Origin of the sequence: Streptomyces sp. NBC_01304 (genome assembly GCF_035975855.1) — a bacterium.
Classification (GTDB): domain Bacteria; phylum Actinomycetota; class Actinomycetes; order Streptomycetales; family Streptomycetaceae; genus Streptomyces.
Genome location: NZ_CP109055.1, coordinates 6,461,389 through 6,480,175, shown reverse-complemented (window position 1 = coordinate 6,480,175; position 18,787 = coordinate 6,461,389). Strand labels below are relative to the sequence as shown.

Annotated in this window: 13 protein-coding genes and 1 tRNA gene; 8 read left to right on the top strand and 6 right to left on the bottom strand. The window is 71.4% G+C overall.

The features are described 5' to 3' along the window. The first annotated feature begins 201 nt into the window (after window positions 1-201). Window positions 202-1,635: a DUF2079 domain-containing protein gene (locus OG430_RS28905; protein ID WP_327355541.1), complete on the top strand. Its 1,434-nt coding sequence runs from the start codon at window positions 202-204 to the stop codon at window positions 1,633-1,635. A 79-nt stretch (window positions 1,636-1,714) separates the two neighbouring features. Here OG430_RS28905 and OG430_RS28900 read toward each other — a convergent pair whose 3' ends face one another. Both OG430_RS28900 and OG430_RS28895 read right to left on the bottom strand, forming a co-directional pair. After that, the gene (locus tag OG430_RS28900) at window positions 1,715-4,285 is read right to left on the bottom strand and encodes an ABC transporter permease (protein WP_327355540.1); all 2,571 of its coding nucleotides are present in this window, start codon (window positions 4,283-4,285) and stop codon (window positions 1,715-1,717) included. Further along, on the bottom strand, window positions 4,282-5,079 hold the full coding sequence (locus OG430_RS28895) for an ABC transporter ATP-binding protein (RefSeq protein WP_327355539.1): 798 nt from the start codon (window positions 5,077-5,079) through the stop codon (window positions 4,282-4,284). Before OG430_RS28895 ends, OG430_RS28900 begins: the two co-directional genes overlap by 4 nt. Window positions 5,080-5,426: 347 nt before the next feature. On the opposite strand from OG430_RS28895, the gene OG430_RS28890 reads away from it, so the two are divergent. Next, window positions 5,427-7,022, top strand: coding sequence for an MFS transporter (locus tag OG430_RS28890; RefSeq protein ID WP_442816570.1), 1,596 nt, complete (start codon window positions 5,427-5,429; stop codon window positions 7,020-7,022). A 201-nt stretch (window positions 7,023-7,223) separates the two neighbouring features. Here OG430_RS28890 and OG430_RS28885 read toward each other — a convergent pair whose 3' ends face one another. The 4 genes from OG430_RS28885 to OG430_RS28870 all read right to left on the bottom strand — a co-directional run bounded on the left by OG430_RS28885 (window position 7,224) and on the right by OG430_RS28870 (window position 10,969). Continuing rightward, on the bottom strand, window positions 7,224-8,165 hold the full coding sequence (locus OG430_RS28885; RefSeq protein ID WP_327355538.1) for a cellulose-binding protein: 942 nt from the start codon (window positions 8,163-8,165) through the stop codon (window positions 7,224-7,226). 281 nt (window positions 8,166-8,446) lie between these two features. Beyond that, on the bottom strand, window positions 8,447-9,760 hold the full coding sequence (locus OG430_RS28880) for a sensor histidine kinase (RefSeq protein ID WP_327355537.1): 1,314 nt from the start codon (window positions 9,758-9,760) through the stop codon (window positions 8,447-8,449). Window positions 9,761-9,935: 175 nt separating this feature from the next. Further along, a complete protein-coding gene (locus OG430_RS28875; protein ID WP_327355536.1) occupies window positions 9,936-10,430 on the bottom strand; it encodes an SUKH-3 domain-containing protein in 495 nt (164 codons plus the stop codon). After that, window positions 10,430-10,969 (bottom strand): YwqJ-related putative deaminase, encoded by a 540-nt coding sequence (locus tag OG430_RS28870; RefSeq protein WP_327355535.1) that lies wholly within the window; start codon window positions 10,967-10,969, stop codon window positions 10,430-10,432. The genes OG430_RS28875 and OG430_RS28870 overlap by 1 nt, the downstream gene beginning before the upstream one ends. A gap of 259 nt (window positions 10,970-11,228) precedes the next feature. On the opposite strand from OG430_RS28870, the gene OG430_RS28865 reads away from it, so the two are divergent. The 6 genes from OG430_RS28865 (at window position 11,229) to OG430_RS28840 (ending at window position 18,748) form a co-directional block, all read left to right on the top strand. After that, a complete protein-coding gene (locus tag OG430_RS28865) occupies window positions 11,229-12,239 on the top strand; it encodes an SMI1/KNR4 family protein (RefSeq protein WP_327355534.1) in 1,011 nt (336 codons plus the stop codon). 3 nt (window positions 12,240-12,242) lie between these two features. Continuing rightward, a complete protein-coding gene (locus tag OG430_RS28860; RefSeq protein ID WP_327355533.1) occupies window positions 12,243-15,056 on the top strand; it encodes an SUKH-4 family immunity protein in 2,814 nt (937 codons plus the stop codon). A 134-nt stretch (window positions 15,057-15,190) separates the two neighbouring features. Next, window positions 15,191-15,262, top strand: a tRNA-Gln gene (locus OG430_RS28855). Window positions 15,263-15,403: 141 nt separating this feature from the next. Beyond that, a complete protein-coding gene (glmU, locus tag OG430_RS28850) occupies window positions 15,404-16,855 on the top strand; it encodes a bifunctional UDP-N-acetylglucosamine diphosphorylase/glucosamine-1-phosphate N-acetyltransferase GlmU (protein WP_327355532.1) in 1,452 nt (483 codons plus the stop codon). A gap of 110 nt (window positions 16,856-16,965) precedes the next feature. Beyond that, window positions 16,966-17,940 (top strand): ribose-phosphate diphosphokinase, encoded by a 975-nt coding sequence (locus OG430_RS28845; protein ID WP_327355531.1) that lies wholly within the window; start codon window positions 16,966-16,968, stop codon window positions 17,938-17,940. Between the two features lie 217 nt (window positions 17,941-18,157). Next, entirely contained in the window at window positions 18,158-18,748 is a 591-nt protein-coding gene (locus OG430_RS28840; RefSeq protein ID WP_327355530.1) for a 50S ribosomal protein L25/general stress protein Ctc, read from the top strand. Window positions 18,749-18,787: the final 39 nt, after the last annotated feature.

Below are 18,787 nucleotides of genomic sequence, written 5' to 3'. Positions count from 1 at the left end.
CGTCGCACCACTGACAGGCGCCGGAGAAAGCCCCGCGGACCGGTCCACGGAGCCATTCGGAGAGCCGTCCATGGATCCAAAAGCGGCCTACGAAGCGTCCTCGTACAGGAGTCCCCCGTACGGAACCCAGTCCGCATCAGGTTTACCGTTACTGGACCCCCACCTCCGAAGCGTCCACCTCCCGAAGGGCCAAATCCACCGATGTCAGGCGCAGAGCTCGCCACGCCCGTCAAGGACGTGCCGGAACTGGTCAGGCCGCAGGCCGACTCTTCCGTGGCCGCCCGGCTCGCGCCACGCATTCCCTACCTGCTCGCCGCCGCCTTCTTCGTCGGGTACGCGATCATCTCGGTCTGCCGCTGGCGGCGCATGGCCTCCATGTCGTGGGACCTCGGGATCTTCGAGCAGGCGATCCGTGCCTACGCCCACTTCCAGGCGCCGATCGCCGACCTCAAGGGACCGGGCGCGCACATACTGGGCGACCACTTCAGCCCGATCACCGCCACGCTCGCCCCGCTCTACCGGCTCTTCCCGTCGCCGGTGACGCTGCTGCTCGCGCAGGCCGCGCTGTTCGCCGTGTCCCTCATCCCGGTGACGCGGGCCGCGTCCCGGCTGCTCGGGCCGAACCGGGGGCTCGCGATCGGGGTCGCGTACGGACTGTCGTGGGGGCTGCAGCGCGCCGTCGAGTTCGACTTCCACGAGATCGCCTTCGCCGTGCCGCTGATCGCCTTCTCCCTGGAGGCGATCCTCTTCAGCCGCTGGCGGGCCGCCCTGCTGTGGGCGCTGCCCCTTGTCCTGGTCAAGGAGGACCTGGGGGTCACGCTCGCCGCGATCGCCGCGGTGGTGGGCATCCGGGCCTGGAAGCAGGCGCCGCGGGCGGTGCCGTGGGCGATCGGGGTCGCCGCGTTCGGTCTGGTGGCCGCGCTGATCACGTTCACCTGGCTGATCCCGGCCTTCAACACCACCGGCGACTACGGCTACTGGGACAAGGTCAGCGGCAACCCGAACCCCTTCGCCGGGTTCGACGTCAAGCTGCGCACCCTCGGCTGGCTGCTCATCCCCACCACGGGCCTGCTCGCCCTGCGCTCGCCGCTCCTGATCGCCGCGCTGCCCACCCTCGGCTGGCGCTTCCTCTCCCAGGACGATCACTACTGGGGCAAGGACTGGCACTACAGCGCGGTCCTCATGCCGATCGTGATCCTGGCCCTGGTGGACGCCATCGACCGCTCGCGCCGCAGCTCGCGCCCGTTCCTGCGCAAGTACGCGGCCCAGCTCCCGGCCGCCGTCGCCGCGGCGGCGCTCGCCCTGACGACCGCGCTGCCGCTGTCGGGCGTCCTGGAGTCCGGGACGTACAAGGTGAGCGAGCAGGTGAAGGCCGCCGAGCAGCTCCTGGACCGGATCCCGGACGGCGCGAGCGTCGAGGCGAACATAGGGCCCATCAGCCGGCTGACCTCGCGCTGCCAGGTGTTCTGGATAGGCGGCACGAAGGACGTCACGCCCCGCTTCATCGCCCTGGACGCGAACGGCGGCCGCCATCCGGACCCGCTGGGCTATGCCAAGCAGCTCCATCCGAACGCCTCGTACCGGATGGCGGGGTCCGGCGGCGGCTACGTACTGATGGAGCTGCAGCAGCCATGAACTGAGCGGCGGCCCCGGCGGACGTGAAGCACGTCCACCGGAGCCGCCGCCCACCCCGTCCCCCCTGGGCCGGTCCGCCTCAGTCCGTGGCGATCGCGTTCAGCACGTTCATCCGCCCCGCCCGGAACGCCGGCACCAGCGCCGCGAACAGGCCGACGAACGCCGAGCCCACGAAGACCCAGCCGATCGTGGGCCACGGGATCTCCAGGATCTGCAGCCCCTCAAGGGCGAGCAGCTTCTGCGCGGTCGCACCCCAGGCCATGCCGAGCCCGAGGCCGAGCAGCGCGCCGAAGAGGGCGATGACCACCGACTCCAGGCGGATCATGCGGCGCAGCTGACGGCGCGAGAGGCCGATCGCCCGCAGCAGCCCGATCTCCCGGGTCCGCTCGACCACGGACAGGGCAAGGGTGTTCACGACGCCCAGGACGGCCACGATGATCGCCAGCGCCAAGAGCCCGTAGACGATGTTGAGCAGCTGGCCGATCTGGTCCTTCAGGTCCTGCTTGAAGTCGGTCTGGTCCTGGACCTTGACCGTCGGGTACTTCTCGACCGACTTCTTGAGGGAGGCGTACGCCTCCTTCTCCTTGCCCTCGACCGCCGACGCGAACATGATCGTGTCCGGTGGCATCTTCGCGGCCCCGACATAGCTCTCGGCGGTCGGGATGCCCATGTACATCGCGCCCTTGTCGATGGACGTGTCGTCCGACGTGACGGCCGCGATCTTCAGCTTGGCGGTCTTGCCGCCGGCGAAGGCGACGCTCAGCTCGTCCCCGACCTTCAGGCCCTCGCGCTTCGCGAAGTCGTCGCCGACCGACATGGCGTTCTTGCCGTACGCGGCCGGGAGTTCACCGGCGACGGTCTCGCGCCGCACGTCCTGGGTGTACGTCGGGTCGGCGGCGATGATCCCTTCGTCCTCCGTCTTGCCGTTCGGCAAGGTCAGCTTCGCCGGCACCTCCTTGTACCGGGTGAAGTGCTCGATGCCGTCCGCCTTGCGCAGCGCCTCCTGGGCCTGCGGCACGATCGGCTGCTGGCCGCCCATGACGATGAAGTCCGCGCCGACCGACTTGTCGAGCTGGTCGGTCGCCGAGGCCACCATGGAGGAGCCGACGACGGACAGGCACGCCACCAGGGCGAGGCCGATCATCAGGGCCGCGCCGGTCGCACCGGTACGCCGCGGATTGCGCAGCGCGTTCCGCTCGGCCATCCGCCCGACCGGGCCGAAGATCCGCAGCACGACCGCGCTGAGGACGCGTACGACACCGCCCGCGAGGACAGGACCGACCACGACGAACCCGATGAGGGTGAGCACCACGCCGCCGCCGAGGAACAGCGAGCCCTCGCTCGCCTTGTCGGCCGTGGCCGCGAGGTAGAGCCCGGCGGCGCCGACGCCGGTGAGGACGAGCCCGATGAGGGCGCGGATCGCACTGGCCCGGCCGTCGGCCGGCGTGCCCGCGTCCCGCAGCGCGGCCATCGGCGAGACCTTGCCCGCACGACGGGCCGGAAGGTACGCGGCGAGGACGGTGACGACGACACCAAGTGCCATGCCGATCACGGGAGTTGTCCACTTGACCGTGAGGTCGTCGAGCGACAGCTCCATGCCCATCCCGGACATCAGCTTCATCAGCCCGACCGCGAGCCCGACGCCCGCCCCGACCCCGAGGATCGAGCCGAACACACCGAGCATCAGCGCCTCGACGAGCACGGACCGGTTGACCTGCTTGCGGCTCGACCCGATGGCGCGCATCAGGCCGATCTCGCGGGTGCGCTGGGCGACCAGCATCGAGAAGGTGTTGACGATCAGGAAGATGCCGACGAGGAAGGCGATCCCGGCGAAGCCGAGCATCGCGTACTTCATGATGTCGAGGAAGCCGACGTTGGACTTGTTGGCCTCGGCGGCCTCGTCCTGCGTCTGCAGCTTGTACGTGCCTGCGCCGAGGACGTCGGCGACGTTCTTCTTCAGCTGTACGTCATCGACGCCGGACGCGGCGCTGACGTTGAGGTTGGTGAACCGGCCGGTGGCGCCCAGGAGTTCCTTCTGGGCGGTGGCGGTGTCGAAGTAGACGACGGCGGCACCGGGGTTGGTCACCTTGAAGGTGGCGATGCCGGAGATCTTCGCGGTGAGGTCGCCGGTGACGGCGATGGTGCGCAGCTCGTCGCCGATCTTGAGGTGGTGCTTCTCGGCGGTGTCGGCGTCGACCATCACCTCGGTGGGTCCGCGCGGGGCGTGCCCGGAGGTGATCTGCATCGAACGCAGGTCGTTGCGCGTCCAGTTGCCGGCCAGCGTCGGGGCGCCGTTACTGGAGCCCATGTTCTTGTTCTCGGAGTTGACGACCGTGACCTTGTCGCTGGTCACGGCGCCCTCGGCGGTCTTGACGCCCTCGGCCTTCTTCGCCTGCTCCAGGGCGGAGGCGGGCAGCGAATCGGGCTTGCCGGTGTTCTCCTCGGCGCCGAGGCCCTTGGCGTCCTTGGGGCTGACGGTCACATCGGCGGCGGTGGCCGCGAAGAGCTTGTCGAAGGTGGTGTTCATGGTGTCCGTGAACACCAGCGTCCCGCAGACGAACGCCACGGACAGCAGGACCGCGACGGCGCTCAGCGCCATCCGTCCCTTGTGCGCGAAGAAGTTGCGCATCGAGGTCTTCAGCACGGTCATGACGTACGGCCCCGGGCGTCGAAGTCCTTCATGCGGTCCAGGACCTGGTCGGCGGTCGGGTTGTACATCTCGTCGACGATCCGGCCGTCGGCGAGGTAAAGGACCCGGTCCGCGTACGACGCCGCCACCGGGTCGTGCGTGACCATCACGATGGTCTGGCCGAGCTCGGACACGGAGCGCCGCAGGAAGCCCAACACCTCTGCTCCGGCACGGGAGTCGAGGTTTCCGGTCGGCTCGTCACCGAAGATGATCTCGGGCCGGGCGGCGAGCGCGCGGGCCACGGCGACGCGCTGCTGCTGGCCGCCGGAGAGCTGGGTGGGCCGGTGCTTGAGCCGGTCGGCGAGCCCGACGGTCTGCACGACGCGGTCCAGCCACTGCCGGTCCGGCTTGCGGCCGGCGATGTCCATCGGCAGCGTGATGTTCTCTATCGCGTTCAGCGTGGGCAGCAGGTTGAACGCCTGGAAGATGAACCCGATCCGGTCCCGGCGCAGCTGCGTGAGCTTCTTGTCCTTCAGCCCGGTGATCTCGGTGTCATCGAGATAGATCTGTCCACTGGTGACCGTGTCGAGCCCGGCCAGGCAGTGCATCAGCGTCGACTTGCCGGAGCCGGACGGGCCCATGATCGCGGTGAACTGGCCGCGCGCGATGTCCACATCGACCTGATCGAGGGCGACGACCCGGGTCTCCCCCGACCCGTACGCCTTCACCACCTGCCGCGCCCGAGCCGCGACCGCCGTACGCCCTCCAGCGCCTCCCGTGCCCTCGTGCCTGGGAATGCCTACTGCGGTTGTCACGGTATGTCTCCTATATCGGTTTCGGCGCGCGCACAGTCGTGTGCGTACGTTGAGAAGTCTGGTGTCGTCAGGGGGTCGGGCGCGCTGGTGCAGGGCCGAGTCTTCTTCCGGGGGTAAACCCCACCCCCGGCGATCGAGCGACCTCGACTCCGGCCCTCAACTGCGGCCATGAATCAGGCTATGGACCTGCGCCGGGCGCCTCATCCTCCAGCGGTATGGACCGTCCCCAACCCGTAGTACGGAGGCTCCCCTAGGGGAGTCCACCCCTCGGTGGACCTTGCTGTCAGGGAGCCTCCACCCTCCCGCTGCGTAAGGAGCAAGTGAGAAGCTGGTCCCGGCGGAAATAGATGCACGGTGAAAGGACTTCGGTGAGCGACGACACGGCGGACGGCACCGCCGACGGATCCGCGGAGATATCCGGCGGGGCTGCGGGGGCATCTGGCGGGCCGGCTGAGATATCCGGCAGTGCCGCCGCGACCGCGCAGTCGGACCCCCGCAGGCGCGGCGCCGTCGTCGCCGCGCTCATGCTCGCCATGGCGCTCGCCGCCCTCGACTCCACGATCATCGCGACCGCCGTCCCGCAGATCGTCGGCGATCTGGGCGGCTTCTCCGTCTTCTCCTGGCTCTTCTCCGGCTATCTGCTCGCCGTCACGGTCACGCTCCCCGTCTACGGCAAGCTCTCCGACACCTTCGGCCGCAAGCCCGTCCTGATCGCGGGCACCGCCCTCTTCCTGCTCGGCTCACTGCTGTGCGCCGGCGCCTGGGACATGGCGTCGCTCATCGCGTTCCGCGTCGTCCAGGGTCTGGGCGGCGGCGCGATCCAGGGCACGGTCCAGACGCTGGCCGCCGACCTCTATCCGCTCAAGGAACGCCCCAAGATCCAGGCGAAGTTGTCCTCGGTGTGGGCGGCCTCGGCGGTCGCGGGTCCGGCGCTCGGCGGGGTGCTCGCCGGGTACGCGGACTGGCGCTGGATCTTCCTCATCAACCTGCCCTTCGGGGCTGTGGCGATCTGGCTCGTCCTCCGCCATCTCCATGAGCCGGTACGCGACCGGAGCCAGCGGGGCCGGATCGACTGGGCGGGCGCGCTGTCCGTCTTCGCGTGCGGCGGTGTACTCATCACCGCGCTGGTGCAGGGCGGGGTGGCCTGGCCCTGGCTCTCGGCGCCTTCGCTGCTGCTGTTCGGGGCGGGAGCTCTGCTCGTCGTGGCCACGGTCGTCATCGAACGGCGGGCCGAGGAGCCGATCATCCCCGGCTGGGTCTGGAAGCGCCGCACGATCGCGGCGGTCAATCTGGCGCTCGGCGCGCTGGGCCTGATGATGGTCGCACCCACGGTCTTCCTGCCCACGTACGCCCAGTCGGTCCTTCAACTCGACCCCACCGCCGCCGGGTTCGTCCTCTCCGCCATGATCCTGAGCTGGCCGCTCTCCGCCGCCCTGAGCCAGCACGTCTACACCCGGATCGGCTTCCGCAACACGGCGATCATCGGCATGAGCGCGGCCACGGCGATCCTGGTGGCCTTCCAGTTGCTCCCCTATCCCGGAGCGGCCTGGCAGCCGGCCCTCCTCATGCTGCTGCTCGGCGCGTCACTGGGCCTGTTCCAACTCCCGCTGATCGTCGGCGTCCAGTCGACGGTCGGCTGGTCGGAGCGCGGCACGACGACGGCCTCGGTCCTGTTCTGCCGCCAGATCGGCCAGACGGTCGGCGCGGCGCTGTTCGGGGCGATCGCCAACGGGGTGCTGAGCTCCCGCCTCGGAGGCTCGGGCTCGGGGGACCTCGACTCGGTGGCCCGCTCGCTGGACCATCCGGGCCCCGACGCGGATCACCTGCGGCAGGCGGTGGACGCGGCGGTGGACTGGGTCTTCCTGGGGGCGGCGGCCGCGGCAGCCCTGTCCTTGCTGGTCCTGATCTTCGTGGCCCCGCGACGCTTCCCGGTCCTGAAGTAGACGCACGCCCGCACCCGTTCCCGCTGTGGGCAGTCGTTCCGCAGGGAATGGCCCGCCCTCTCGTTCCCGCCCCCCGCTGTGGGCAGTCGTTCCGCAGGGCGGAACGGGTGGGCACAGCGCGAAGGTGCCGAGTGCGCTGAACGTATGGCTGGCACAGGACCGGTACCGCCTGCCGGTAACCGCAAGCCTCAGGCCGTAGGCCTAAGCATCAGACCCGTCCGCAGGACCAGGAACAGTCCCGCCCTCCTCACCGGAGGCAGGCGCCACCCGCCCGGTGAGCGAGGCCAGACTGCTGCGCACATGGTCCATGTGAGCCCGCAACTCCTCCCCCGCCTCCGCGTGCTCGCGCAGCACCCGCTCGGTCTCCCGCTCGATGCGCTCCCCCCGCATCCGGGCCTGCGACACCAGCTCGGCACCGCGCGCCTCCGCGTCCTCCTGCCCGTGCCGCGCCGACTCCTCCGCCTCCGAGAACGCGCGCTTGGCCTCCGACAGTTGGGCCTCGGCGGCCGCCGTGAGTTCGACGTGACGGGCGTCGAGGGCGGCCTCCCGCTCGGCCTCCGTCCGGTCCTCCGCGTCCCAGCGCTCGGCCTGCTCCTTGCCCAGCTCGCTCAGCGTCGCCTCGCCGCGCTCGCGCATCTCGCGCAGCGCCGCGAGCGCCTCGCCGCGCCGCTCCTTGACCTCGCGGCGCACGGTCGTGCGCTCCTCGTCGGCCGTCCCCTGCGCGGCGAGCAGCAGCTGGCGGGCCCGCTCCTCCGCGTCGCCGCGCACCGAGTCGGCGTACGCACGTGCCGCCTCCTGCAGTTCACGGGCGGCGCCCGCGGCGGAGTCGGTCAGGCGCTGCGCCTCGTCCCGGGCCGCGGCACGCACCGCGTCCGCCTCCTCCTGGACGGTGGCGAGCAGGTGCACGGCGCGCTCGCCGAGGGTGTCGTACGTCTGCGGGGCGAGCTGCGCCACGGTCTGCGCGAGCCGCTGCGCCTCGGCCTCCATCTCCTTGGCCAGGACGGTCAGCCGGGCGGCGCGTTCCCACGCGTCGTCGCGGTCGCGGGACAGCCGCGCGAGGGCGCCGTCCACCTGGCCGGGGTGGTAGCCGCGACCGCGTACTGCGGTCAGACCATGCGTGTGCGGTGCCGTTGCACTGCTCATCTCTGCGGCTCCTCTCCGACGGACAACCCGAGTCGTCGCACATCCTGGCGGAACGTCATCAGTCGCCCATAACGCGACACTCCACGATGTGTACGTGAGCAAGGATGCGCCAAAACGTGGCAGAAACGGAATTTCCCCCTTCCTGAAAGCCCTCAAGCGCCGTACGGGCTGATTTATCAAGCCCCGCCGCACATCTCCTCAGCCCGTCCGGCGTTTGAGGACACCGCCCGCAGGGCGGAAGGCGGCGCAGCCTTACGGGAAGGGGCGGGGCGGGGCGAAAGTCACCGAGCCGGAATAACCGCCGACACCCGGAACCCGCCCGCGTCCGTCGGCCCCGACACGAACACCCCGCCCAGCGCGGCAACACGCTCCCGCATGCCGATCAACCCGTTCCCGCCGGACGGCAGCCCCGCGTCGGAGCCGCCCTCGGGTGCGGGCCCGTTCTCGACCTGCATGGCGATCTCCGACCCGCGGTGCGCCACCCGTACGCGCGTCTTCGCGCCCGGCGCGTGCTTGTGCACGTTCGTCAGGCCCTCCTGGATCACGCGGTACGCGGTCTGCTCGACCTCCGGGAGATAGCCGACCGGGTCGCCCTCGACCGTGAGGTCGACCGCCATCCCGGCCGCCTGGGACTGCCCGACGAGCACCTCCAGCTCGGCGAGGCAGGGCCCGTCCTGGCCCTCCTCGCTCTCGGCGCGCGAGGCAGCGGCGGCGGCCGCCTCGCCCACGGCGGCCAGCGGGACGACGGGCGCGGCAGCCGCTGCGGCCGCCTCCGGTGTCGTACGCAGCACGCCGAGCATCTCGCGCAGCTCGGTCAGCGCCTGGCGGCCCATGTCGCCGACGAGCGCCGCGTTCTTGACCGCCTTCTCGGGGTCCTTGCGGGCCACGGCCTGCAGCGCCGCGGCGTGCACGACCATGAGGCTGACCCGGTGGGCGACGACGTCGTGCATCTCGCGGGCGATGCGGGTGCGCTCCTCGCCCCGCGCCCATTCCGCACGCTCCTCGGCCCGCTCGGCGAGCAGCTGCAGCTCCCGTTCCAGGCTGTCGTTGCGCTCGTGCAGGGACTCCATGAGGCGGCGCCGGGCGCCGATGTAGAGGCCGCAGAGCAGCGGGGCCAGGGTCACGCCCAGGGACGCGAAGATCGCGATGAGCGGCACGACCCACGAGCCGACCTGCAGCTCGCTGTGCCCCGAGTCCTGCTGGGAGCGGACGACGGTCACGATCATGGTCCCGGCGAGGGACATGCCCGCGAGGGCCCCGGTGATGCGGCGCGGCACGTCGGACGCGGCCAGTGTGTAGAGGCCGACGACCGTCAGCAGGAAGCCCATGGCGGCCGGCGTCACCGCGATGGAGACGAGCACGACCACGATCGGCCAGCGCCGTCGCAGCACCAGGACCGAGCCCGCGAGCAGCCCGAAGGCCAGGCCTATCGGGAACGGCAGGCCCGTCTTGTCCGCGAACGCGATCCCCTCAAACGCGCACTCGACCGCGGAAAGCGCGGCCAGTCCGATGTCGAGCGCGGCACTGCGGCGCCGCCCCCACCACCACCACGGCCCCCCGGCCGCTTCTTGGTGGTCTACCCCCGTAGTGGTCATGTCTTCCAGCCTACGGGCGGGCGCGCGAAGATTTCCGGTGAGTTTTGGTGGCGCCCGCGACATCACGCGGCGCACCCCACACCGGGACCAGGAGTTTCAGCCCACGGCCGGCAGGGCCCTGGAGTTTCCGCTCATGACCGGCCCCGCAGGCTCAGCTCACGCCGGCCCCGCAGGCTCAGCTCATGGCAAGCCGCACCGGCATGGCCCCCGACACCAGCGTCGCGAGGGCCTGGTCGATGTCCGCCCCGATGAACCAGTCGCCGCTGTGGTCGAGCGAGTACACCCGCCCCTCCGCGTCGATCGCGAGGACCGCCTGGCTCTCGCCCTCCGCGCCCAGCGGGCACACGTCGGTGTCCAGCGCCCGCCCCAGGTCACCCAGCGTGCGCGCCATGTGCAGCCCGGCCAGCGGGTCGAAGGCGAGCTGGGCCGGCGCGATCTGGCGGCCGGCGCCCAGCGGGGTCACCCGCAGCCCGCCGAACTCCGCCCAGGCCTCGACCGCGGCCGGGAACACCGCGTGCCGGTGCCCCGCCGAGGACTCGTGGGAGCGCAGGGCGTCCGCCCAGTACTCGGCCTGCTTGATGTCCCAGCGGCCCGGCTGCCAGCCCGCCTCGCGCAGCGCGGCGTCGACGGTGACGGGAAAACGGGTCGTCGAGGTGCGGTCGACCGACATCAGCTGGAACTCTCCGGACTTGAGGGGGGTGTCACGACCCGTACGCCGAAGTGCGCCGTCAGCGCGGAGCAGGAACGGCAGGGCGGGGCGAAGCCGCCGTGCAGCGGATCGCCGGCCTCGCGGATGCGGCGCGTGGTCAGCTTGGCGTTCTTCAGGGACTTGCGGGCCTCGCTCGGCGTGAGCGCCTTGCGCTGGGCCCGCTTGGAGCGGGCGGCCTCGAAGGCGGTGAGGTGCCGGGAGAGCAGGATCGCCTCGGGACATCGCCCGGTGAACCTGTCGCGCTGCCCGCTCGTCAACGTATCGAGAAAGTCCTGCACGAGCGGATGCAGTTCCGGGGCGGTGTCCCCGCGCCCGGCCGTGCTGGTGAGGGTCTCGCCGCGCACCGAGAGGGCGGCGGCCACGGTGGGCAGGATGCCGTCGCGCCGGAACCGGATCTCCGGCGGACGGGACGTGTCCGTGCCGCCCCAGTTCAGCCGGGGATCCCCGGCCGTATGTCCGTGTGCTGCTGACTGTGGTGCTCCTGTATGTGCCGCCTGCATAGAGCTGCGTCCCCTCCCCTTACCTGCCGTGCCTGCGGCTGTGGCCGCGCGTCGGCACTCCCCCGAGTGCGGGGACAGCCTGCCAAATGGGGTGCCTGGTACGGAAGCTGAGGCTGTGTGTCATGTGTGGCTTTCGTCTCAGTGTCACGAGGGAGTGACCGCTGGTCACGGAAGTGGCGGCCCGGTGACCGGCCGTGGGCAAGGACATAGGCTGTTGGCCAACCACGATCCGTACACAGTGCCGCAGGGGGCAACCGCCATGACGACAGGTCGGCTCGGGCAGCAGGCTGCGCCGCCGAACGCGGCCTACGCCGGGCAGCTCGTGCTCTTCCCGGACCCGGTCAGGAAGTCCCGGCACCCGCGCGGCGTGCGCGTGGACGAGCAGGGCTACCCGGACTTCTCGCCGTACGCCCGTGCCGCGGCCGAGATCGCCGATCCGCCGGAGGGCTTCGGCGTCGACGAGCTGCGTCTGACGGACTACGTGTCGGCGAACGCCGCCCTGGCCGCCGACGGGCACTCCCTGTGGGACACCATCCCGGCCGTCGCGACCCCGCACGGCTGGACCTGGCACCACGTCCCCGGCACCCGCCGCATGGAACTGATCCCCGTCGAGGTCAAGGCGCTCCTGCGGCACCACGGCGGGCTCGCCACGGCCCAGGTCGACCAGCACAAGCGCGGCACCCGCCCGCTGCAGGAGACCCGGCCCGCGCACTTCGGCCTGCCCAAGTCGACGGTCGCGGTGAGCGAGCAGCAGCTGCAGGGCGTCGAGGAGGACCTCGGCTACCGGCTGCCCGGCGCGTACCGCGCGTTCCTGAAGGCGGCCGGCGGCTGCGCCCCGGTCGGCGCCGCGCTCGACGCGGAGCTCGGCCTCCTCGTCGACCAGCCGTTCTTCACGGTGCGCGACGAGGCCGCGGTCAACGACCTCTTCTACGTCAACAAGTGCCTGCGCGACCACCTGACCAAGGACTACCTGGGCGTCGGCTTCGTCCAGGGCGGCATCCTGGCCGTGAAGGTCAGGGGCGAGCGGATCGGCTCGGTCTGGTTCTGCGCGTACGACGACGCCCGGGACAACGGCGACACGACCGGCTGGTCGGTGGCGGAGCGCGTCCAGCGCCTGCTGCTGCCCTGCGGCGACGACTTCGACGCGTTCCTGTCCCGGCTCGCCGGCAATCCGCCGGAGCTGGAGACCGTGGCGAACCTGATGGTGGACGGCGGCTTCGCGCACGCCGTCCCGGTGACTTCCGGGACTTCCGGTGGGGGAGTGAACTAGTCGATGGTGACCTTCGCGCAGGCGCAGGAGCGCGCGGAAGAATGGATCAACGGCGACGTACCCGGATACCAGCATCGCGAGGTGCGGGTAAGGGAGTTCGAGCTGGGCTTCGTAGTCTGGGCGGAGGACCGCGAGGACGGTCCGCGTTCGGACGGCGGCCGCCAGCGCCTCGTCATCGCCCGCGACAGCGGCGAGGCCACCCTCTGGCCGTCGCTGCCCGTCGGTGAGGTGATCAGGCGGTACGAGGAGGAGTACGGCATCACGGACGCCGTGCCGACACCCGCCGCCCCCGCACCCGACCGGGTCGACCTGAACCAGACGTCGTTCCTGCTCACCCCGCCCGAGTGGCTCCAGGAGGCGGCGGACAAGCTGGGCATCGGAGACCGTCCGGGCGCGGCGTCCGACGCGTCCTCGGCGGACAGCTCGGGCACGGCCGGCGCCCCGCTCGGCGCCTCTTCCTCCACATCGACCTCGGGCGGGTACGGCCTGTCCGCGTCCGCCGACTTCTCGTCCAACGGGGCGCCCGAAAGCGGCAGTTCACCCGCGTCCGGCGCCGCCTGGCCGAGCGCCGCACCGTCACCTGCGCCCGTCGACGCCACCCCCTGGGCGGGCACGGACACCAACGCCGGCCCGGACGAGGACGACCGCTCGGTGTCGCCGCCCGCGACGGTGTTCGCGCCGCCGCTGTCCGGCGACGACGAGGAGGACACCCCGCCGGCCGTCCCGCCGGAGGCCAAGACCGCGCTGATGTCGGGCGGCAGCCAGCTGCCGCCCACCGCCGTCGCCGAGTCCCTGCCGCGCGAGCCCGCCGCACCGCAGGCACCGGGCGCCCCTTCTTACGGGTATCCACAGGCCCCGGGCACACCCACGCCACCCCCACCGCCCAACATGCCGCAGGCGCCCGGGAGTTCGGGCGCACCGGACGCTCCGTCGTACGGCTATCCGCAGGCCGCTCCCGGACAGGCGCCCGGTGGCGCGTCGCTGCCCGCCGCCCCCGGAGCTCCGGGGGCGCCTTCGGCCGGCCGGCCGGTGCCGCCCGGTGCCGGTGACATCGCCGAAGTCGCGACCAGCAAGGCCGAGCCGCCGCGCGCCGCACGCGGTGCGGGTGCGGCCCTTCCGCCGCCGCCCGGTGCGCCGGGCACGCCGGGTGCGCCCGCGCCGTCCGGGCCCGGCGCTCCGGGCACGCCCGCCGGTGGCTACGTACCGACGCAGCTCGTCTCGTCGCTCGGCCCCGACGGACCGCAACCGCCCGCCCCGCCCGCCGCCGGGGGCGGCGATGTGCACCACGCCGCGACGATGTTCGCCGACCCGAGCATGGGCGGCCCCGGCGCACCCAAGCCTCCCGGCCCGCCCGGCGCTCCAGGTGCGCCGCAGCCTCCCGGCCCGCCTGGCGCTCCCGGCGCTCCGCAGCCTCCGGGCCCCCCCGGCATGCCCGGCGCTCCCGGCGCTCCGCAGCCTCCCGGTCCGCCCGGCGCCCCCGGGGCTCCCGGCGCGCCCGGAACCCCGCCTCCCGCCGGGCCCGGCGGAGTGCACCACGCGGCAACGATGCTTGCCGGTCCGGCAGTTGGCGGCCCCGCGGGCCCCGGCGCACCCCAGCCGCCCGGTGCACCCGGCGCCCCTGGAGTGCCCGGCACCCCGCCCCCCGGCGGCCCCGGCGCACCCGGTGACGGCGGTGTCCACCACGCCGCGACCATGCTCGCCGGCCCCGCGGTCGGCGGCCCGGGCCCCGGACCCGTCGGTCCCGGTGCGCCGCAGCCACCCGGTCCGCTCGGTCCGCCGCAGGGCGGTGCGCCCGCGGGACCGCCCCCCGCGTACGGCTATCCGCAGCCGCCCACCGGTCAGCCGACCGTCGGCCCCGGCTACCAGGCCGTGCTCCGCTACCGCGCGCAGGACGGCTCCGAGCAGCAGCTCATCCGCCGCTCGGCGCCCGGCACCCCGCACCCGGAGTGGCAGATCCTGCACGAGCTGCGCTCCATGAACGTGCCGCCGCAGCAGGTCCTCGAGCTCCACACGGAGCTGGAGTCCTGCGAGCTGCCCGGCGCGTACTGCGCCCGCATGATCAGGGAGACCTGGCCGCAGGCGCGGATCACCTCCATCGCCCCGTACGGCAAGGAGCACGCCTCGCGCCAGCAGGGCATGCAGCAACTCCTCGCCCACCAGGGCGAGTTGCACCAGGTCGCGGACGGGCCCGCCCGCCCCGCCCCGGTGCGCGCGCCGCTGCAGCCGGTGCAGCCCGTGCCGCCGATCCCGCCGGAGGGCGTGGCGCAGGAGCTGGCCGGGGCCTTCGGGCCGCAGGGCATCTTCCGCTTCGACCAGCGGGCGGTGTCCCGCCAGGGCGTGCCCGACATCGTGGCGCACACCCTGGTCTGGGCCGGGCTTCCGGTCGACTTCAACCCGTTCTTCTGGGCCCAGGCCCAGCCGGGCCGACCGGTGCCGACGCTGGCCGAGATGGCGGCGGAGCGCCAGGTGCAGCCCGCGTCCGACGCCGGCTCGTACCTCGTGATGGGCTCCGACTTCGGCAAGGCGATCTGCGTCCAGTACGGCACCGCGCACATCGTGGCCGTACCGGTCGAGGCCGGTCCCGGCGGAGCTCCGGTGCCGCCGCAGTTCGTGAACACCGGCCTGCCGGAGTTCGTACGCTGCCTGGCTCTCCTGGGACGGATGTGGCGCCTGCGCTTCGGTCTCAACCAGGAGCAGGCGGCCCGCTGGACGATCGACTTCCAGCAGCAACTGGCGGCCCTGGACGGCGCGGCGCTGGCCTCGCCGGAGAGCTGGTGGTCGGTACTGCTCGAGCAGATGTGGGACGGGTTGCTGTAGTCCGCCGCGGGACGGACTGTCGTGGTCCGTCCCGTTGAGCCGACCTTTGGCCGTCGCGTCAAAGGCTCTTGGTACGGCATAGTGTTGGGTGCCCGACCGACAGCCTGACGCAATGTCCGGTTTAGGTCGTTCAATCCCCCGTGGTGTAATTGGCAACACTGTGGCTTTTGGTGCCATCTTTCCGGGTTCGAGTCCTGGCGGGGGAGCTTTACTCAGTGCGGGTCCTGACCGACGGTCAGGACCCGCACTCGTTCCACGGTCCGGACCCGCACTCATTTCTCCGTCGCGACGCCCCGGTATCCTGCGGATGTCCCCCCGCAGAAGAACCGAAGCCGAAGGGCACCACCGTGAGCTCCAGCCGCCCGGCCGCCGCCGTCGTCGTCCTCGCAGCGGGTGAGGGCACCCGTATGAAGTCCAAGACCCCCAAGGTCCTGCACGAGCTCTGCGGCCGTTCGCTCGTCGGCCATGTCGTCGCCGCCTCCCGCGAGCTGGAGCCCGAGAACCTCGTCGTGGTCGTCGGACACGGCCGGGACCAGGTCACCGCGCACCTCGCACAGATCGACGCGTCGGCGCGTACCGCCGTCCAGGAGGAGCAGAACGGCACGGGGCACGCCGTCCGCATGGGCCTGGAGCCGCTCGGCGGCCGGATCGCCGGCACGGTCGTCGTGGTCTGCGGCGACACCCCGCTGCTGACCGGCGCGACGCTGCGGAAGCTGGCCGCGACGCACTCCGCGGACGGGAACGCCGTCACGGTGCTCACCGCCGAGATGCCGGACGCCACCGGGTACGGCCGGATCGTGCGGGACAACGTCAGCGGTGCGGTCACCGCGATCGTCGAGCACAAGGACGCCACCGAGGCACAGCGCGCGATCAGCGAGATCAACTCCGGTGTCTTCGCCTTCGACGGCGAGCTCCTCGCGGACGCGCTCGGCAAGGTGCGCACCGACAACAGCCAGGGCGAGGAGTACCTCACGGACGTTCTCGGCATCCTGCGCGAGGCGGGCCACCGCGTGGGCGCCTCGGTCGCCGGGGACCACCGCGAGATCTCGGGCATCAACAACCGCGTCCAGCTCTCCGAGGCCCGCCGGATCCTGAACGACCGGCTGCTGCACGAGGCGATGATGGCCGGCGTGACGGTCGTCGACCCGGCGAGCACCTTCGTGGACGTCACCGTGACCTTCGAGCCGGACGCGATCGTCCTTCCCGGTACACAGCTGCACGGCGCGACGCACATCGCCGCGGGCGCCGAGGTCGGCCCCAACACCCGCCTGACGGACACCAAGGTGGGCGCGGGCGCACGGGTGGACAACACCGTGGCGAACAGCGCGGAGATCGGCCCGGACGCCCTGGTCGGCCCGTTCGCCTATCTGCGGCCGGGCACGCGCCTCGACGCGAAGGGAAAGATCGGGACGTTCGTCGAGACGAAGAACGCGACGATCGGCGAGGGCACCAAGGTGCCGCACCTGAGTTACGTCGGTGATGCGACGATCGGTGAGTACTCGAACATCGGCGCCGCGAGCGTCTTCGTGAACTACGACGGAGCGGCCAAGCACCACACGACGATCGGGTCGCACTGCAGGACCGGTTCGGACAACATGTTTGTGGCTCCCGTCACGGTCGGGGACGGTGCCTACACCGCCGCCGGCTCGGTGATCACGAAGGATGTGCCGCCGGGTTCGCTCGCGGTCGCCCGTGGCCAGCAGCGGAATATCGAGGGCTGGGTGGCTCGTAAGCGTCCTGGGAGCGCGGCTGCGAACGCCGCGCTGGCCGCGGCTCAGGAGTCGGACAGTGAAAGCTGACCGGAAACAGGTGCGTCTGGTACGGCGTACCGTGATAGACGCAGACAATTTGTTGGCCGGCTCGTACGAGGGTACTGGGCGGCGATGAACACCTCTGAGGAGACTGTGCTGTGAGCGGGATCAAGACGACCGGCGAGAAGAAGCTGATGCTCTTCTCCGGCCGCGCCCACCCCGAGCTTGCCGAGGAGGTCGCACACAAGCTGGGCATCGGCGTGGTGCCGACGAAGGCGTTCGACTTCGCCAACGGCGAGATCTACGTCCGCTACGAGGAGTCGGCGCGCGGCGCGGACTGCTTCCTGATCCAGAGCCACACGGCTCCGATCAATAAGTGGATCATGGAACAGCTGATCATGCTGGATGCGCTGAAGCGGGCCTCCGCGCGCAGCATCACCGTGGTCGTCCCGTTCTACGGCTACGCCCGTCAGGACAAGAAGCACAAGGGCCGCGAGCCGATCTCGGCGAAGCTGGTCGCGGACCTGATGAAGACGGCGGGCGCCGACCGCATCGTCACGGTCGACCTGCACACCGACCAGATCGTCGGCTTCTTCGACGGCCCGGTCGACCACCTCTTCGCGCTGCCGCTGCTCGCGGACTACGTGGGCCACAAGGTGGACCGCTCGAAGCTGACGATCGTCTCCCCGGACGCCGGCCGCGTACGCGTCGCCGACCGCTGGTGCGACCGCCTCGGCGCCCCGCTCGCGATCGTGCACAAGCGCCGCGACAAGGACGTCGCCAACCAGGTCACCGTGCACGAGGTCGTCGGTGACGTGAAGGGCCGCGTCTGCGTCCTGGTCGACGACATGATCGACACCGGCGGCACCATCTGCGCGGCCGCGGACGCCCTGTTCGCGCACGGCGCGGAGGACGTCATCGTGACGGCCACGCACGGCGTGCTGTCCGGCCCGGCGGCCGACCGCCTGAAGAACTCCAAGGTCAGCGAGTTCGTGTTCACGGACACGCTGCCGACGCCGAGCGAGCTCGAGCTGGACAAGATCACGGTCCTGTCCATCGCGCCGACCATCGCCAACGCGCTGCGCGAGATCTTCGAGGACGGCTCCGTGACCAGCCTCTTCGAGGAGCACTGACCTTCCTCGTCGCCTTCGTGCGAGGGTTCGTACGAGGGTGAGCTGAAGATCGATTTCTGGGACGGCCTCCCCGCCGGGTAGACTCACTGAGTTGCTCGGCGAGGGAGGCCGCACTCATTCATGAGTCGCGGCGGTCCGTTATCGACGCGCTCTTCGTAGCAGGCCAGTCGTGGCCGGGTGACCAACATCGTTTCGTCATCCCCTACGAGGAGTGCACATGGCTGAGATCAAGATTGCCGCCGAGACCCGCACCGAGTTCGGCAAGGGCGCTGCCCGCCGCATCCGTCGTGAGAACAAGGTTCCCGCCGTTCTCTACGGTCACGGTTCCGACCCGCTGCACGTCACCCTGCCGGGCCACGAGCTGCAGCTCGCCCTGCGCGCCTCGAACGTGCTGCTCTCGATCGACGTCGACGGCACGAACGAGCTGGCCATCCCGAAGGCCGTTCAGCGTGACGCGATCAAGGGCTTCCTCGAGCACGTCGACCTGCTCCTCGTGAAGCGCGGCGAGAAGGTCACCGTCGAGGTCCCCGTGCACTCCGAGGGCGAGCTCGCCGCCGGTTCGAACCTGCTCGAGCACGTGCTGAACACGATCACCGTCGAGGCCGAGGCCACGCACATCCCGTCCTCCTTCACGGTCTCCGTCGCGGGCCTGGACGCGGGCGCCCAGGTGCTCGCCAAGGACATCCCGCTGCCGGCCGGCACCACGCTGGCCGTCGACGGCGAGACCGTCGTCCTGCAGGTCCTGGCCGCGCAGGCCGAGGAGCCGGCCGCCGAGGCCGCGGGCGACGAGGCCGCTGCCGAGGCCTGAGCCATTGGCTCTGCTTGACTGACGGGGCGGTGGGCCACG

Bases quoted from the DNA above. Each gene is read 5' to 3' on its own strand.
- OG430_RS28865 (WP_327355534.1), top strand. From the start codon at position 11,229: ATGACGACAGGTCGGCTCGGGCAGCAGGCTGCGCCGCCGAACGCGGCC.
- OG430_RS28840 (WP_327355530.1), top strand. From the start codon at position 18,158: ATGGCTGAGATCAAGATTGCCGCCGAGACCCGCACCGAGTTCGGCAAG.
- OG430_RS28885 (WP_327355538.1), bottom strand. From the start codon at position 8,165: ATGAGCAGTGCAACGGCACCGCACACGCATGGTCTGACCGCAGTACGC.
- OG430_RS28905 (WP_327355541.1), top strand. From the start codon at position 202: ATGTCAGGCGCAGAGCTCGCCACGCCCGTCAAGGACGTGCCGGAACTG.
- OG430_RS28860 (WP_327355533.1), top strand. From the start codon at position 12,243: ATGGTGACCTTCGCGCAGGCGCAGGAGCGCGCGGAAGAATGGATCAAC.
- OG430_RS28875 (WP_327355536.1), bottom strand. From the start codon at position 10,430: ATGTCGGTCGACCGCACCTCGACGACCCGTTTTCCCGTCACCGTCGAC.
- OG430_RS28890 (WP_442816570.1), top strand. From the start codon at position 5,427: ATGCACGGTGAAAGGACTTCGGTGAGCGACGACACGGCGGACGGCACC.
- OG430_RS28900 (WP_327355540.1), bottom strand. From the start codon at position 4,285: ATGACCGTGCTGAAGACCTCGATGCGCAACTTCTTCGCGCACAAGGGA.
- OG430_RS28880 (WP_327355537.1), bottom strand. From the start codon at position 9,760: ATGACCACTACGGGGGTAGACCACCAAGAAGCGGCCGGGGGGCCGTGG.
- OG430_RS28870 (WP_327355535.1), bottom strand. From the start codon at position 10,969: ATGCAGGCGGCACATACAGGAGCACCACAGTCAGCAGCACACGGACAT.